Annotated in this window: 13 protein-coding genes; 11 read left to right on the top strand and 2 right to left on the bottom strand. The window is 62.6% G+C overall.

Annotated features, from left to right (window positions below; translation table 11 throughout):
- The first annotated feature begins 39 nt into the window (after positions 1-39).
- The 10 genes from pspA to ABF859_RS05730 all read left to right on the top strand — a co-directional run bounded on the left by pspA (position 40) and on the right by ABF859_RS05730 (position 10,894).
- The gene (gene pspA / locus ABF859_RS05775) at positions 40-723 is read left to right on the top strand and encodes a phage shock protein PspA (RefSeq protein ID WP_415526823.1); all 684 of its coding nucleotides are present in this window, start codon (positions 40-42) and stop codon (positions 721-723) included.
- Positions 724-750: 27 nt separating this feature from the next.
- Entirely contained in the window at positions 751-987 is a 237-nt protein-coding gene (pspB, locus tag ABF859_RS05770; RefSeq protein WP_041111464.1) for an envelope stress response membrane protein PspB, read from the top strand.
- On the top strand, positions 984-2,291 hold the full coding sequence (locus ABF859_RS05765; RefSeq protein WP_415526822.1) for a hypothetical protein: 1,308 nt from the start codon (positions 984-986) through the stop codon (positions 2,289-2,291). The genes pspB and ABF859_RS05765 overlap by 4 nt, the downstream gene beginning before the upstream one ends.
- A gap of 3 nt (positions 2,292-2,294) precedes the next feature.
- On the top strand, positions 2,295-3,683 hold the full coding sequence (locus ABF859_RS05760; protein WP_415526821.1) for a GIN domain-containing protein: 1,389 nt from the start codon (positions 2,295-2,297) through the stop codon (positions 3,681-3,683).
- 71 nt (positions 3,684-3,754) lie between these two features.
- Positions 3,755-4,540 carry an MlaE family ABC transporter permease gene (locus tag ABF859_RS05755; protein ID WP_011252502.1) on the top strand — a complete coding sequence of 262 codons (786 nt, stop codon included), beginning with the start codon at positions 3,755-3,757 and terminating at the stop codon, positions 4,538-4,540.
- Positions 4,537-5,337 carry an ABC transporter ATP-binding protein gene (locus ABF859_RS05750; RefSeq protein WP_415526820.1) on the top strand — a complete coding sequence of 267 codons (801 nt, stop codon included), beginning with the start codon at positions 4,537-4,539 and terminating at the stop codon, positions 5,335-5,337. The genes ABF859_RS05755 and ABF859_RS05750 overlap by 4 nt, the downstream gene beginning before the upstream one ends.
- Positions 5,334-5,540 carry a hypothetical protein gene (locus ABF859_RS05745; protein ID WP_415526819.1) on the top strand — a complete coding sequence of 69 codons (207 nt, stop codon included), beginning with the start codon at positions 5,334-5,336 and terminating at the stop codon, positions 5,538-5,540. Before ABF859_RS05750 ends, ABF859_RS05745 begins: the two co-directional genes overlap by 4 nt.
- 169 nt (positions 5,541-5,709) lie before the next feature.
- Positions 5,710-7,113, top strand: coding sequence for a DNA repair protein RadA (radA, locus tag ABF859_RS05740; protein ID WP_415526818.1), 1,404 nt, complete (start codon positions 5,710-5,712; stop codon positions 7,111-7,113).
- A 200-nt stretch (positions 7,114-7,313) separates the two neighbouring features.
- Complete coding sequence (locus ABF859_RS05735; RefSeq protein ID WP_415526817.1) at positions 7,314-8,912, top strand: Hint domain-containing protein; 1,599 nt, start codon at positions 7,314-7,316, stop codon at positions 8,910-8,912.
- A gap of 20 nt (positions 8,913-8,932) precedes the next feature.
- Positions 8,933-10,894 (top strand): glycosyltransferase family 4 protein, encoded by a 1,962-nt coding sequence (locus tag ABF859_RS05730; protein WP_415526816.1) that lies wholly within the window; start codon positions 8,933-8,935, stop codon positions 10,892-10,894.
- Between the two features lie 7 nt (positions 10,895-10,901).
- Here ABF859_RS05730 and ABF859_RS05725 read toward each other — a convergent pair whose 3' ends face one another.
- Both ABF859_RS05725 and ABF859_RS05720 read right to left on the bottom strand, forming a co-directional pair.
- Positions 10,902-12,578, bottom strand: coding sequence for an alginate export family protein (locus ABF859_RS05725; protein ID WP_415526815.1), 1,677 nt, complete (start codon positions 12,576-12,578; stop codon positions 10,902-10,904).
- Between the two features lie 99 nt (positions 12,579-12,677).
- Positions 12,678-13,265 carry an IMPACT family protein gene (locus ABF859_RS05720; RefSeq protein ID WP_415526814.1) on the bottom strand — a complete coding sequence of 196 codons (588 nt, stop codon included), beginning with the start codon at positions 13,263-13,265 and terminating at the stop codon, positions 12,678-12,680.
- Positions 13,266-13,345: 80 nt separating this feature from the next.
- Between ABF859_RS05720 and ABF859_RS05715 the strand changes: the two genes are divergently transcribed.
- The gene (locus tag ABF859_RS05715; RefSeq protein ID WP_415526813.1) at positions 13,346-15,934 is read left to right on the top strand and encodes an MMPL family transporter; all 2,589 of its coding nucleotides are present in this window, start codon (positions 13,346-13,348) and stop codon (positions 15,932-15,934) included.
- The last annotated feature ends 38 nt before the right edge of the window (positions 15,935-15,972 follow it).

Raw genomic sequence — 15,972 nt, 5'->3', positions numbered from 1 at the left:
CATTCTGTCCTAAGTCTCTCCAACAGAAAGGAAAGCATCATGGGTATTTTCTCTCGCCTCGCCGATATCGTGAACTCCAATCTCAATGCGATTCTCGCCACCGCCGAGGACCCGCAGAAAATGATCCGCCTGGTCATCCAGGAAATGGAAGACACGCTGGTCGAGGTCCGCAGTCAGGCCGTCCGCACGATCGCCGAACGCAAGCAGCTCGAACGTCGCGTCCGCACCATGATGCATGAGGAAGACGAGTGGCACCGCAAGGCCGGTCTCGCCATCGAGCGCGACCGTGACGATCTCGCCAAGGCCGCCCTCGCCGCCCGCCACAGTGTGGAGCAGTCCCGCGAGGCACTGGAACAGCAGATCGCCCAGATCTCCGACGGGCTGGACCAGCAGAACGACGACATCTCCAAGCTTCAGGCCAAGATCGCCGACGCCAAATCCCGCGAAAAGGCGCTCTCCATCCGCGCCCGCACCGCACAGGGACGCCTCAAGACCCGCGAGAAGCTGTACGACACCCGCATCGACGACACCCTGAACCGTTTCGATCAGGTGGAACGCGCTCTTGATGAACTCGAAGGCAAGGCGGAGGCGTATGATCTGGGACGCCGCACCGGCCGGCCGTCGCTTCAGGAGGAACTTGCGGCCCTCGAAACCGATGCCGTCGTAGAAAACGAGTTCGAGACCCTCAAGCGCCGTGTTGCCGAAAAGAAAAATGCAGGCTGATCATTCATCCGCCACTGGAACTCCGGAATGAATAACGACACACTCGCCATTCTGCTTATCTTTGGCCTGCCAATGGTCGCCCTCGTCGTTGGCGCGATAAAATCCATCGCAAAAGATAAGTCGACCAGCCGGCCCGATCCCATGCTTCAGGTCGCCCTGACACAGGCCGAAGCCCATGCTACGCGTCTGGAAGAAAGGATCGACCAGCTCGAACGCATCCTCGACGAGGATATCCCGGGCTGGAGAGCAAGGAACGCACGATGACACGCCGCCCCGTCTTCTTTTCCGGCCCCCGCCCGGCGCTTCTGGCCCTGCTGGCGGGCACCGTCCTGCTGGCGCCCGCAGCCCACGCCGCGCGCATGACCCTGTCCGGAGAGGATCTGGATCTGTCCGTCCCCTGCACCGGACAGGTCAGGGTCGTGGTCGATCCCAACATGAAGGACGGGGCCACCCTTGATTCGAGCAGCCTGGCCCAGGTCGCGATGCACACCGGCAAGGAAGAGGCGCAGAGCCGCATCTCCATCGCAACCAAGACCTGCGCGCCCAACGGAAAGCTGACGATCAGCATCTCCCCCAGCACCGGCCTGACCATCCACGACAGCCACGACACGCATTTCATCATCACCGGAAAGCTCGCCTCCCTGGACGCCAGCCTCGATTCCACAACCATGGACATCGAAAACACCCAGTCCCTCGACCTGGACATGCAGGGCGCCTCCACCGTCCACATCAAGGCCCTGGAACGGGCGGCGCAGATCGTGGCTTCCGGAACCTCGACATTGACGGCGGATACCGCCCAGCTTGCGGCGCTTTCAGCGCAGTTGAGGCAGAATGCGGGCATGACGCTTTCGGGCGGCAGCATTGATGCGCTGACCCTGATCACGGCCGATCAGGCCAGCGCCACCATTCTGGGGCATGCCACGGTTGCCACGGTCGCGGCCAATGGAACGGGGGACGTCAATATCGAAGCGGTTTCAGGGCCGATGGTGCGGTCGGGCAAAGGTTCCGTGCGCGTGGGAGCGCAGAACGGGGTGATCTACCGTCCGACGCCACCGCCTCCCGCAGCCGTGACAGCTCCCGTGACGCCCGCTCCGCTGCCTGTCACCCCAGTTCAGACTCCTGCGCCCGGCGCGACCCCGGCTGTCCCGGCTCCGGTCGTTCCGACCCCGACTCCTGTTCCCGCACCCGCCGCTCCGGAAAGTCCGTCTGTACCTCTGGCGTCCGGTGTCACCACACCTTCGGAAAATGTGCAGGCGGGTCATCAGCAGACCTCGACCCAGCCGTCTGGAGCGACGGCTTCTCCGCCTCTGCCCGTGGAGAACGCGCCTCCTTCTGCAGCCCCTCAGGCAACGCTTCCCACGGCCGGAAACACATCCTCCGGAACGATCCCCTCCGGACAGCAGAGTACGCCTCAGGCGATTCCTGTCGCCCCCACAGCACAGGGGGACAAGTCAGCTGCGAACACCCGTGCCACGCCGCAACTGGAAACCACGCCCACGCCCGCAACGCCGGGAAATCCAGCTCCGGTTGTGCCTCCGGCTACCGGAAACAGCTCACAGGGAGAATAAGGCATGCGCCCTCGCCTGCACGCGCGTCTTGCCCTGATCGCACTTGTGGGATGTGGGATGGCCACGCTTCCGGGGATAGCAACCGGAGGGGCTTCGGCGGAACCGGTCGTGGTGCCCCCAACGCCTCCGGCACCGCCTGCTCCACCGCCACCCCCTTCGGATGGATCCCCTTCCGCCGGTTCCGGAACCCTTCTGATCCCGGCCACGTGTCTTGACCGTCTTTCCATCGTGGGCGGAGGGGATGCCCATATCGTTTCCGGAAGCGGCAGCCTGCAGAAACACGGGGACCGGATGACATTCACGACATCCGCACGGGACTGCGCAACGCAGGACAGTGCCGTCGTCATGGTACCCGCGCAGACCGGTATCAATATCCTGTCTTCCCGGAACAGCCTGACAACGTACCGCGTCAGCGGCGTCAATGGTGAACTGACAGCCCTCACGGGGCGGGGCGATCTGGACATCGATCAGGCCAGTGGCCTGACCCTGAACATGGAAGGCTCGGGAACGGTCTCGGTCCGTCGTGTGACAGGCCGGCTGACTGCACAGAACTTCGCCAGCGGCGACCTCCATATCGACACCCTCGCAACCACCAGCGCCAGCCTCACGACCATGTCGTCAGGCGACATCCGAATCAGCCAGGGCAGCACGGATGTCCTGACGGTACGGAATTATGGTTCGGCCGACATCGTGCTGAATGCAGACGCACGAGATGCGGATATAACGCTGCTGGGCAGCGGTGACATCACGCTGCAGAAAGTCAGCGAGATCCTGAAGAAACGCCCGCTCGGCTCCGGTACGATCTCCGTTGGCGAAACATCCGGCGCACGGATCACGACCGTCAGCATACCCGACAGCTCCGCCATCCTGTCCGATACAACCCAGAAAATCCTCGGCCGCCTCCACGTCCGACCAGGCAACTCGGATGATGCGTCAGAAACACCGGCGCATGTCAGCCATCACTCCGGCGGCCACGGACTGATCGGCCTTCTGCTGAAAATTGCCCTGATCGTCTGGGCTGTGCGTCTCTTCCGACGCTATCGCCGGACGGGCATCCTGCCGTTCCGGAGCACGCTGGACAAGGCGGCTGCGGGATATGCCGAGGGGGTGCGAAGCTGGTCCCGGCACCGTGCCGCATGGCGGGATACTCCAGCCGCCAGCGCGACCGCCGTGGTCCGGGATGCCGTGCTCGGCTTCCGCCGCCAGCAGCCGGAACCGGCCGAGGATTTTTCCCGCTCCGTTCCGCCGGGCCACCCGCTGGCACGGTTACAGGACCGTCTGGTCCGGATGGAGCGCAGGCTTGGCCGGATGGAGCAGTTCGTCACCTCGCCCGATTTCAGTCTGGAACGGCAGTTCCGGGACCTTGAGCGGACTGACGGACGCCGCGCCTGAATCCTGCGGATCAGGGGGTCAGGGAGACGGAAACTTTGACGTCCGGATGCTGGCAGGGTAGGGGCTGAAGGGTGAATGCCGTTCTTGACCCCATAGCGGCCCTTGGCCGTGCCGCTCTCGGCCTTATCAAGCAGGCAGGTGCTCTCGCCCTGTTCGCGCTGGAGGCTCTGTCGCATCTGGTGCGACCGCCCTTCTACTGGCGCATCTTCTTCTCAAGCCTGATCGAGACCGGGTTCTTCTCCCTGCCCGTCGTGGCCCTGACCGCCCTGTTCTCCGGCGCCGTCATCGCGCTCCAGTCCTATGTGGGCTTCGGGCAGTATCATGTGCAGAGCGCCATTGCCGGGATCGTCGTCCTGGCCGTGACCCGCGAACTCGGTCCGGTTCTGGCCGGGCTGATGGTCGCCGGACGTGTTGGCGCGGCCATGTCGGCCCAGATCGGCACCATGCGCGTGACAGACCAGATCGACGCGCTCACCACGCTCTCCACCAACCCGATGAAATATCTCGTGACGCCACGCCTTCTGGCTGGAACGCTCGCGCTGCCCTGTCTCGTGCTGGTCGCCGATATTCTGGGCGTGATGGGTGGTTTCACGGTTTCGGTCGCCAAGCTCGGCTTCTCGCCCTCGACCTACATCACGGCCACGCTGGACTCGCTCAAGACGATGGACGTGGTTGTGGGCCTCGTGAAGGCGGCGGTGTTCGGATTCCTGATCGCACTGCTGGGCTGCTACAACGGCTATAACAGCCGGGGCGGTGCAGAAGGTGTGGGCTCGGCCACGACGGCCGCCGTCGTCGGCGCGTCCATCCTGCTGCTGCTGTTCGATTACCTCCTGACGGACCTGTTCTTCTCACAATGAGCACTCCCCCAAGCACCCCGAAGATCCGCATCCGGGGCCTGCACAAGGCTTTCGGCTCCAAGATCGTGCTCGATGGTGTGGACCTCGATGTCGAAGCCGGCACGTCCATGGTCATCATTGGCGGTTCCGGCTCCGGCAAGTCCGTCCTGCTGCGCTGCATCCTCGGCCTGATTGAACCTGACGCAGGCACCATCGAGATCGACGGGGAAAACCTCCTGACGGCCCCCCGCTCCCGGCAGGACGCCCTGCGCCGGCAGATCGGCATGCTGTTCCAGAACGCTGCCCTGTTCGACAGCATGAGCGTGGGCGAGAACGTGGCCTTCGGCATCCGCGCCAAGCATTCCGACCGCAACGGTGCCACTCCGTCCCGCACGCAGGCGCTCCAGATGGCGGGAGACCTGCTCAAACAGGTCGGGCTGGACCCGTCCGTCGGCGATCTGAGCCCCTCCGAACTTTCAGGCGGCATGCAGAAGCGTGTTGGTCTGGCGCGGGCCATTGCGGGCAATCCCAACATCATGTTCTTCGATGAACCCACGACCGGGCTGGACCCGATCATGGGCGCGGTCATCGACGGGCTGATCGTGGACTGCGTGCAGAAGCTCGGCTCCACCGCCATTGCCATCACCCACGACATGGCCTCGGCCCAACGGATCGGAAACCGCGCGGCCATGCTCTATCATGGCCGGCTGATCTGGCAGGGCGAAGCGTCCGACCTGATGCATTCAGGCAACGCCATGGTCGATCAGTTCACCCATGGCCGGCGCGAAGGCCCCATCACCATGGAGCTGCGCAAGTGAGTCTCCTCCCCCGCTTTCCCAAGACCAATCCCGTGATCTGGAAGCGCATCGGGCTGAGCTATCTGATCGCCCTGCCGCTGCTGTTCATCATGTTCCGCCATCAGCCGACCCATCCGAACATGGTGATCCAGCTTCTCGGATTCCTGCTGATTATCGTGGTCTCCCGGCTTCTGGCACGGTTGATCCTGCGGACGCGGGAGTAAGGTATCCGGGCTCTGCCCGGGCCCGGCAGGGATCTTGATCCCTGCACCCTGATATGGTTTCCAAAGGTCGCGACCTTTGGTGGGGTCCGGGGCAAAGCCCCGGCTGGATTAGCGGTCAGGCACTTCCTATATACTGGGTTTGTTCCCCCTCAAACCGAAGAGACCAGCCTTGGCCAAAAAGCCGACTACCCGTTACGTCTGCCAGAACTGTGGCACCACCTATCCGAAATGGAACGGCAAGTGCGAAGCCTGCGGCGAATGGAACACGCTGGTTGAGGAAACGGCCGAGCCGACGGCCCGCAAGACCGGAAAGCTAAGCGCCGGTCGTCTTCAGACCGTCCGGCTGGATGGCGAAACGCGGCCGCCCCCGCGCATCACGACAAGCATTGCCGAACTGGACCGCGTTCTGGGGGGCGGGCTCGTCCCGGCCTCCGTCGTACTGGTCGGCGGTGATCCGGGGATCGGCAAGTCCACGCTCATGCTCCAGACGACCTGCGCACTGGCGCGGTCGGGGCATCGCGTCCTGTATGTGTCGGGCGAAGAATCGGTGGACCAGATCCGCATCCGCGCCCAGCGGCTGGGTCTGGACCGCGACCCCAAAATGCTGGACTCGCTGGATCTGGCGGCCTCGATCAATGTCGGCGAAATCGTAGGCTCGCTTGAGCAGGACCGGGCGCATACGGTCGTGGTCATCGACTCCATCCAGACGATGTGGCTGGAAAGCGTGGAAAGCTCGCCGGGGTCCGTCTCGCAGGTGCGGGCGAGTGCGTTTGAGCTGATCCGGCTGGCCAAGACGCTCGGCTTCGCGCTGATCCTGATCGGGCATGTCACGAAGGAAGGGTCCCTCGCCGGGCCGCGCGTGCTGGAACACATGGTCGATGCCGTCATGTACTTCGAAGGCGATCGCGGCCATCAGTTCCGCATCCTGCGGGCAGCGAAGAACCGTTTTGGTGCGACGGACGAAATCGGCGTCTTTGCCATGACCGATATTGGGCTGACCGAAGTGCCCAATCCGTCGGCACTGTTCCTGGCAGAGCGGCGCGGCAATATCGCGGGATCAGCCGTTTTTGCCGGGCTGGAGGGCACACGCCCGGTCCTGCTGGAAATTCAGGCGCTACTGTCTCCCAAGGCCGGGGATGGTGCGCCGCGCCGGGCTGTCGTGGGCTGGGATACGTCGCGACTGAACATGCTGCTGGCTGTTCTGGACTCCCGCTGCGGCCTCAAGCTCGCCAATATGGACGTCTATCTGAACATCGCTGGTGGGCTGCGAGTCAACGAACCTGCGGCTGATATGGCTGTGGCGGCGGCACTTGTCTCCGCAGCGACGGGCACGCCGACATCGCCCAACGCCGCCTATTTCGGCGAGGTGGGTCTTTCGGGTGAAATCCGGCAGGTCAGTCAGGCCGATCTGCGTCTGAAGGAAGTCGCCAAGCTGGGATTTGGGGAAGCAATCCTGCCCCGGCGCGTTTCGGCCGCATCAGCACGGGTCAAACCGCCAGCCGGACTGAAACTGCGTGAGATCGGGCATCTGACGGATCTGGTCGGGCTGTTCACCGAGACAGCGGAATCGTAAAGAATCAAAGCGGTTTCAAAATAAAAAATCTGGATCAACATAAGGTTTCACAAATCTAAACAAGTAATTTTTAACGATTTATTTGCAACATCTTCCGGAGGGGACTGTTTATGGTTGACGCAGCCACAGTCTTGAATTCCGGACATCCGGTCGCACCCGACGCGACATGAGTATTGTCCTTCCCGAGCAAGGAATGCCCCATGTCATCAACGTCCTCCCAGACCTCGTCCGGAACTGAAACCGGAACAGACGGCTCCATTACCGTTGTTGCGGGCGCCACAGTTTCGGGGCTGACCATCAATGGCGTGACGGAATATGTGCTCGGCTCGGCGGTCGATACGGTTGTGCACGGGTATGTGGATGTTCAGTACGGCCCGTATGTCCCTCCCACGACAGGCACCCAGATCGTGCAATCCGGTGGCGTCGCGGATCACACCCAGATCCTGTCCGAGATCTATAATCAGGAGAACTCGGTCTCGACGAAAGAGGCTCCTGCCAGCCAGATCGTTCAGAATGGTGGCAGCGCCTTTGATACGACGATCCAGGGAGCGGCCGTAAATGCCTATGTTGGCGTTGGCCGATACTATGACGAAGAACTGGAAGCATATCAGACTGTCGAAAGCGGCGGATATGTTAGCGGCGTTCACGTCAAAAGTAACGCTATCTCCACAATTGCCGCAGGAGCCTCCGCCACTGATACGGTTATTCAGGGCTCATCCGCACTTTTCCTGCTCGGGAGTGCAGGAGACCCCTGGTATTACAAGACACTCCACTTCCAGGCAGAACAGGACGTGGAAGGAACGAGCGAAAACGTATCCATTCAGTCCGATGGGCTGCTTGTGGTCGATGGTACGGTCCGGAATGCCACGGTAACAAATGGCGGCATGGTGATCGCCCATAGTGGCGCCGTCCTGTCCGACATCTCGGTCAGCAGCGGCGGGGTTCTGGAGATCGATTCCGGTGTTTCCCTGCAAAACCCCATTACGGTTCAGACATCCGCGGCCTTCATTTTCACCGATGTCGGCACCAGGGGAGCGGCAATCAGTGCGGTCGTCGTGCCCGATGAGGGGGGCGCGACCGGGACGCTGGAAGTCTTCTCCGGAACGACGATGGTCAAGGACATCGCGGTTCGGGGTGATTTTACATCACCGCTCTATTTTACCCAGGCCGCAGCCGGAAATTACCTCGAAATGGGTTTCGGAACGCCCTGTTACTGCCCCGGAACCCTGATTGCGACGCCGGACGGGGAGCGGCGGGTGGAAGATCTGGAAATCGGTGATGCCATCCTGACCGCGCATGGCGCAGTGCGGCCGGTCCACTGGATCGGGCGGCGGGCCTATGATCCCCTGTTTGCCTACGGAAACCGCGATATCCTGCCGATCCTGATCCGGGCCGGCGCTTTGGCGGAAGGGCTGCCGCGGCGGGATCTGATGATTTCCCCGCTGCATGCCATGTTCATCGACGGCTTCCTGATCCCTGCTCTTCATCTCGTAAATGGTATCTCCATTCTCCAGATCGAACGGCCGCAGACGATCCGCTACGTACATGTCGAGCTTGAAAGTCATGACCTTCTGGTGGCAGAAGGCGCCCCGTCGGAAAGTTTTCTCGATGACGGCTCGCGTGGGATGTTCCACAATGCCGATGAGTACCAAATTCTCTATCCCGACCTGACCGCCCCGCCGCCGCAATATTGCGCGCGCCGCCTCGAAGGCGGGGCTGAACTTGCAGCCATCCATCACCGTCTCCGCATCCGTGCCCTGGATCATCAGGATGAGGCCCGGACCAACACCGCCGCCTGAACCTGAGGAACCTCTCCACCTTGACCGTCTCTCTTGTCGGCTATGTCGATGTCTGTGACCGCGAACGATTTGCCGGATGGGCTGTAGATCTGGCCACACCAGAGACACCTGTGCGGATTCAGGTGCGCGTTGACGGGGAACTGGTGGACGAAATTGAGGCCGACAGTTTCAGGGCCGATCTTCAGGGCGCGGCACGCCAAGGCTGCTGCGCCTTTCAGAAAGTCTGGCTGGTTCCCCTGCCGCATGAAGGGGCACTGATCGAACTCACCGATGCCCGCGATGACCGCCCCCTGACCGGTTCTCCGGTCCGGATCCCTCCCCTTCCCGCCTCCCTCGTAGGGGCGATCGACATCGCGGACCGCTATCACATTGCAGGATGGGTCCAGGATCAGGCCAATCCCGACCGGACAGTCTGGCTGACGGTCTGGGTAGATGGTCAACCGGCCGGGCGTATTGCAGCCAACCGTTTCCGCGCCGATCTGCGCGATGCAGGCTTCGGCACGGGACGGCATGGCTTTCATCATGCCTTTTCTTCCGCAATCGATCCCCTGACGGATCATGTGATCGAACTCCGGCACGGAGAGGAGCGCTTCGGCACGCCGCGCACGATTTCCGGGACGGCCGAACTGTCCGGGGAGCTGAAGGACCATATTGCCAGTATTCTGCGAGGACTGGACGCCGCTGCCACACGGGCGGAAGCTCTGGCGTTTCTGGTAAGTGAAGCGGACCGGCTCAGGGCACGGGAAGGCGCTGATCTGACGGGTCTTCATGAGCGTGCGCAGGCCCGGCGCGCGCAGCGCCTCCGGCTTGAGGACAGCAAGGCTCCCGTCGGAACTGCCCCGTCACGGCCCGTCGCCCTGTTTATTGACGATCGCGCCCCTGATCCCGGCCGTGACGCCGGTTCGGTCGCGTTCCTGTCACACATCCATGCGGCACGCAGCCTCGGCTATCAATGCTGTTTCATGGCATCCCGCTTCCCTCCCGGCGAGGAAGACCGCGTGCGACTGGAGCGGCAGGGGATCGACTGTCTGATGCCGCCTGTCTTTCCCTGCCCTGAAGAGGCGCTCCGGCAGTTGGGAGCCGGGCTGGAAGTGGTCTATCTGCACCGTCTCAACAATGCGGAAAGCTATTCCGCCCTGACACGGGCCTTTGCGCCCACCGCCACGATGATCTGGAGCGTGGCCGATCTGACGTCCCTGCGCCTTCACCGTCAGGCCGCCGTTGAATCACGCCCTGAACTCGAACGGTTCGCCAGCCGTCTCGAGGTCCGGGAAAACATGTGTGCCTGGCTGGCGGATTTCGTGCTGACACATTCCCCCGTCGAAGCCAGGCGCCTTTCACGCATTGTGCCCACGGCCAATGTCCATGTCGTACCCTGGGCCGTGCCGGTCTCTTCCCGCAGACGGCGGCAGCCGGAGGCTCCCGTCATCGCCTTCGTGGGGCATTTCGCGCATGAGCCCAATCTCGATGCAGCAAAATGGCTTGTGCTGGCGATCATGCCGCTTCTGCACGAGGCCGTTCCGGGCATCCGATGTCGCCTGATCGGAAGCGCCATGCCCCATGCCGTGCATAGCCTGGCGGCGGATGATGTGGAGATCGTGGGGGCCGTTCCGGATCTGGCTGAAGCGCTTGCCGACACGTCCCTATGTGTTGCGCCGCTCCGCTTCGGGGCCGGGATCAAGGGCAAGGTGCTCGAAGCCTGGGCAGTCGGCCTGCCCATCGTCATGACCTCGATTGCCGCCGAAGGACTGGTCGATCCTGCCAACCGGACATGGCGGGACGCCATCGCCGATACACCCTCCGAATTCGCGGAGCGGATCGTCGCCTTTCTGGACCCCGCCACAGCCCGAAAACAGGTTGCGGCGGGACGGAAACTTCTGAAAAGCCGCTTTTCGGAAGAAGCTGTTCGCAACGCCCTCTCCCCGCTCCTTCCTCCGGCCCCTCAGGGCATGAGCGATACGTCCTCCGCGCTCCTGAACTGAAACAGACTCAGAACCTGAACACGACGTTGGACTGGGCATAGCTCCCGCTTTTGCCGCCAGCCGCCCGAAGCCCGTTCGAGGCCATGAAGCGCGCCCCATAGATCTGCCAGGTCAGATGCCGGTTGAGCTGGAGCTTGAGGGACGCCTGCGGCACCACGCCGATATAGCCGCCATGATAGATTTTCGAAAACGTGTACGGCCCGGACGAGCTCCAGATCGCGCCATCGGCGTTTTCCCGCCACATGAACGGCACCTTGAACTGGATACTCGCAAAACCTTTCCAGGGCGTGACGCTGAGAACCGGCGAGAGGCTGACGAGGTTGGACGGCTGGATATAGGTCGTGGTGTCCAGATAGTTCGTCTGCGGATTGAAAGGGGCCATGTAAGTCCGGACCGGGCCGTCCGTTCCGTTTGCTCCGCCGGAGTACAGATCCGCCTGCACGCCGATGAAGGGATGCAGCGGGGACGGCGTATGGCGGTATCCCATGATCGTGTTGACGGAATAGGCCTGTACGGCAGTCTTATGCTCGCTGCCGGACTTCTGGAACGTCCCGTCCTGATAGAGACCACCGAACGAATATTCGAAGGATGCGGCCGTGCCATACCAACGGAACCCCACGTTTCCCCGTGAGGATGTCCCTTTCATGGCCCCGGACGCCAGCGGCACGACCGACAGGCTGCCCCCATAGCGGTATCCGTAATAGAAGATGTCCAGAAACGAGTGGACCGTCTCCCCGCCAATGGAAAACTGCGGCACGAGGGCGGTGATGTCTCCGCCATACAGGCGCGTGCCGTAATCTTCCGTATCGTGGAACATCAGGCGCGCATCAGTCTTGGTCTGGACGAAATCGAACGCATCCACACGAATGTTGGGCCAGATCGCATAGATGCGCCCGCCATTCCACGACAGGGGCACGTTGGGCGTCTCACGGTTGTACAGGACATAGGAGGGCGCATCGAGGAACTGCTGGCGCCCGAACATGAAACCGGTCTGCGCACCGGCCAGCTTGCCCTTGAACTCGATGAAGGCCTGCTGAAGATCCAGCCGCTTGCGGTAGGTGCTGTTGTAGCCAAAGCCCTTCCAGCCTCCGGCATCGGCGTTGATGAGCTGGCCGAACAGCCGGACATGCTCACCCAGATGCAGGTCCGCCCCATACAGGTTCCTCACGCCGAAGCGACCTGAATTGCTGCCACCCTTCTTTCCCAGAAAGGGTGTCTCCTCGTACCAGTTGCGCAGGCGCGTCTCACCGGAAAAGGACAGCCAGATCGTCTTTGCATCGTTCAGGGCAATGAACTTGAGCGGATCGAACGGATCGTCCCGGCGGCTTCTGTCACGCAGGAAGCTCCAGTCTTCCGCCCAGGGGGCCACACCGTAACGGCCGACCGGGCCAAAGCCGGCTGATTCGCCGTTGCCGTAACTGAACGCCCCCCAGGGGCCCTGCCGTCCCTGCGGCGCATGGTTCTGGCTGGCCAGAACGCGTCGCGGCTGTCCCACGACACCGGCATGGGGATAGTTCTGGATGGGAGGGCGTTCCTTGGTGGAAACGTGAATCCATTCTTCCGTCTGTACGGTCGGCTTTTCCGGGAGGGACGTGTCCGCCGCCGCAGACAGGCCGGGTGCACAGATTTCCAGCGCCATCAGGGCAAGAAAAGACCGGTTCCTGTATGAACGCTGACGCAACATGCCCTGAAAACTCCAGAGGGGGTTCGCAGAACATTATGCAGAGATACGAAAACATCAATCGTCATAGTTTTAAATAATATATACTATTTCATTTTGTGCTTAATTTAGCCGGGTGATCTCCATCTGCCCCCGCGTCAGATCCCGCAGCCAGCCCGTGATGGCATCGGCCTCTTCCACCGGCACGGCCAGCGTCATCCACGCTCCTTCTCCGTCGAACTCACATTCGGTCCGGGTCGCGCGCCAGCCTTCGATTTTCGATTCCACCATCGCATAGCTGGAAAACGGACAGTGAAACCGCAGAGGCACGGTTTCGATCCGTTCGATCCGCTCCGCTTCGCGCAGACAGGCGGACGCCGCGCCGCCATAGGCCCGCACCAGTCCCCCGGCGCCGAGTTGCACGCCCCCATACCAGCGGGTGACGACGATCATGACGTTGTCAAAATCCTGCCCCTCGATCGCGGACAGAATCGGTCGCCCCGCCGTGCCGCCGGGCTCCCCGTCATCGCTGGAGCGGAAACGCTGGCCCGTCCTGAACGCCCAGCAGTTATGGGTTGCGTCCTGAACGGCGACCTCCCGGAAGAAGGCCATGGCAGCGGCTTCGTCTTCCACGGGAGCCGCGGAAGCACGGAAAACACTGTTCCGAATCACACTTTCGTATGAGGCGGGGCCGGCAAGAGTCCATGTCATGGCTTTCCTTCTGCCTCAGGATCGCTGAAATGTCAGGATGGGGTAGGGAAACGCTGCCCGTTCTGTTAAGGGTAGGCCCCATGTTTTCGGATCTGACCGGTCGGCTGAATGCCGTCTGCGCGCGTCGTGCGCCCCTTGTTCTGGCCCTGTTCGCCCTGCTCTGTGCCGGCTGCGTCGCCCTCAGTGTCACACGCATCAGTGTGACCACTGACACGAGCAAGATGTTTGCCAACAGCCTGCCCTGGAAAAAGCGGAGCATGGAGCTCACGCGCCTCTTCCCGCAGGACAGCAACCAGCTCGTCGCCATCCTCGACAGCCGCATCCCTGAACAGGGGCGAATGGCAGCGCGGCAGCTCGCCACGACGCTCTCGCAGGATCATACCCATTTCAAGACGGTCAGCCTTCCCGGCGACAATGCCTTCTATAACAGTCACGGCTTCCTGTTCCTCGACACGAAGGATCTGGAGCCCCTGCTGGACTCGATCGTCTCCGCGCAGCCCTTTCTGGGCACACTGGCGGCTGATCCGTCCGCCCGGGGCCTGTTCGGTGCGCTCGGCCTGATCGGTGAGGGCATCAAGGCCGGACAGGGTATTCCAAGCGGATTCAACGGCGCGCTGGACGGTTTTGCGAATTCCCTGACAGCGGCGGCGAACGGCCATCCGCAGGACATGTCCTGGCAGAACCTGCTGATCGGGAAACTGGCGGAACTGGGTTCGCAGTACGAGTTCGTCGTCACCCAGCCGAAGCTCGACTACAGCTCCTTCCAGCCCGGCGAGGGGGCGACGACCGCCATGCGTCAGGCGATCAACAACCTCGAATTCGTCAGGACGAAACAGGCCTCCGGCATCATCACCGGTGAAGTGAAGCTGTCGGACGAAGAGTTCTCGACCGTTGCCCACGGCATGGTGCTGGGCCTCGTCATCTCGCTCGTTCTCGTGGCGCTATGGCTGGTTCTGGCCGTCCACTCTCCGCGTGTGATCCTTCCCATCCTGCTGACCCTCATCAGCGGCCTGCTCCTGACGACCGGTTTTGCGGCTCTGGCGGTGGGCGAACTGAACCTGATCTCGGTAGCCTTTGCGATCCTGTTCGTCGGCATCGCTGTCGATTTCGCCATCCAGTACACGGTCCGTCTGCGGGGACAGCGCAACGCGGACGGCTCGTACCCGTCCCTGCATGACGCCATCGTGCTGACGGGGCAGGAAAGCGGTGCGCAGATCCTGGTGGCGGCACTGGCGACGGCGGCAGGCTTTCTGGCCTTCTATCCCACGAGCTTCATCGGCGTGGCGCAGCTCGGGCTGATCGCGGGCTTCGGCATGCTGATCGCCTTCTTCTGCACCATGACGCTGCTGCCGGCGCTGCTGTCCGTCTTCCATGCCAAGCTCGGCAGCGGCACACCCGGCTTTGCCTTCATGGCGCCCGCCGATGCATTCCTGCGACACAAGCGCCACAAGGTCGTCGGCGTTTTCGCGCTTCTGGGAATCGTGGGGCTGGCCCTCATGCCGCTGCTGAAGTTCGATGCTGATCCGCTGCATACCAAGGACCCCAACACCGAGGGCATGCGCGCGCTCCATCTTCTGGAAGCCAACCCGCTCACCACGCCCTATAGCGCACAGGTCCTGACGCCGAATCTGACGGAAGCCGCCCGACAGGCTGCGGCTTTCTCGAAACTGCCGAGCGTGCATGACGTGCTCTGGCTGGGTGCGCTGGTCCCGGATGACCAGAAGACCAAGCTGGCCATGATCGAGGACACGGCCTCCATCCTGCTGCCGACCATCACGGTCGCCAATCCTGCCCCCGCACCGGACGCCGCCGCCATCCGCGCCGCCGCCGTCACGGCCGCGCAGAAACTTGATGCCGTGAAGGACCAGTTGCCCGCGCCGCTGGAAAAGATCCGTCAGGCGCTGCACACGCTCTCCACGGCTCCGGACAACACGCTGCTTCAGGCCAGCACGTCCCTGACCCGCTTCCTGCCAGACGAACTGACGATGCTGCGGACGGCGCTCCAGCCCACGCCGGTCACGATAGACAATATCCCGCAGGATATCCGCCGTGATTATGTCCTGCCCGATGGCCGCGCCCGCCTGACGATCCATCCCAAGGGCCAGATGTCCGAAACGCCGGTCCTGCACCGCTTCGTGCGGGAACTTCGCTCGGTCAATCCGGACGTTGCCGGACCGGCCATGGAGATCACGGAAAGCGCCAACACGATCGTTCATGCCTTCACGGTGGCGGCCATCTGCGCGCTCATCATGATCGCCATCATCCTGCTGGTCGTCCTGCGCCGCCTGCTGGATGCGGCCCTCGTCATGGCACCGCTGCTGATGTCCGCGCTGCTCACGGTCATTCTGGTCGTCACGGTTCCGGAGACGCTGAACTACGCCAACATCATCGCACTGCCGCTGCTGCTGGGTGTGGGTGTGTCGTTCAACATCTATTTCGTCATGAACTGGCGCGAAGGCGTAAAGGGACCGCTGACATCGCCCACGGCGCGTGCGGTCCTGTTCTCGGCCCTGACGACCGCCACGGCCTTTGGCTCGCTCGCCCGTTCCGGCCATCCGGGTACGGCGAGCATGGGGCGCCTGCTGCTGATGTCACTTGGCTGCACGCTGCTCTGCACGATGGTCTTCGTCCCGGCCCTCCTGCCCAAGCGTTCCATCGACGAGGCCTGACCGCCAGACACGGTTTGCAGTAATGTGACAGGCATTCT

Source organism: Gluconobacter sp., assembly GCF_047722525.1.
In the GTDB taxonomy this organism is placed as follows: Bacteria; Pseudomonadota; Alphaproteobacteria; order Acetobacterales; family Acetobacteraceae; genus Gluconobacter.
This window is presented reverse-complemented; position numbering and strand designations above follow the sequence as displayed.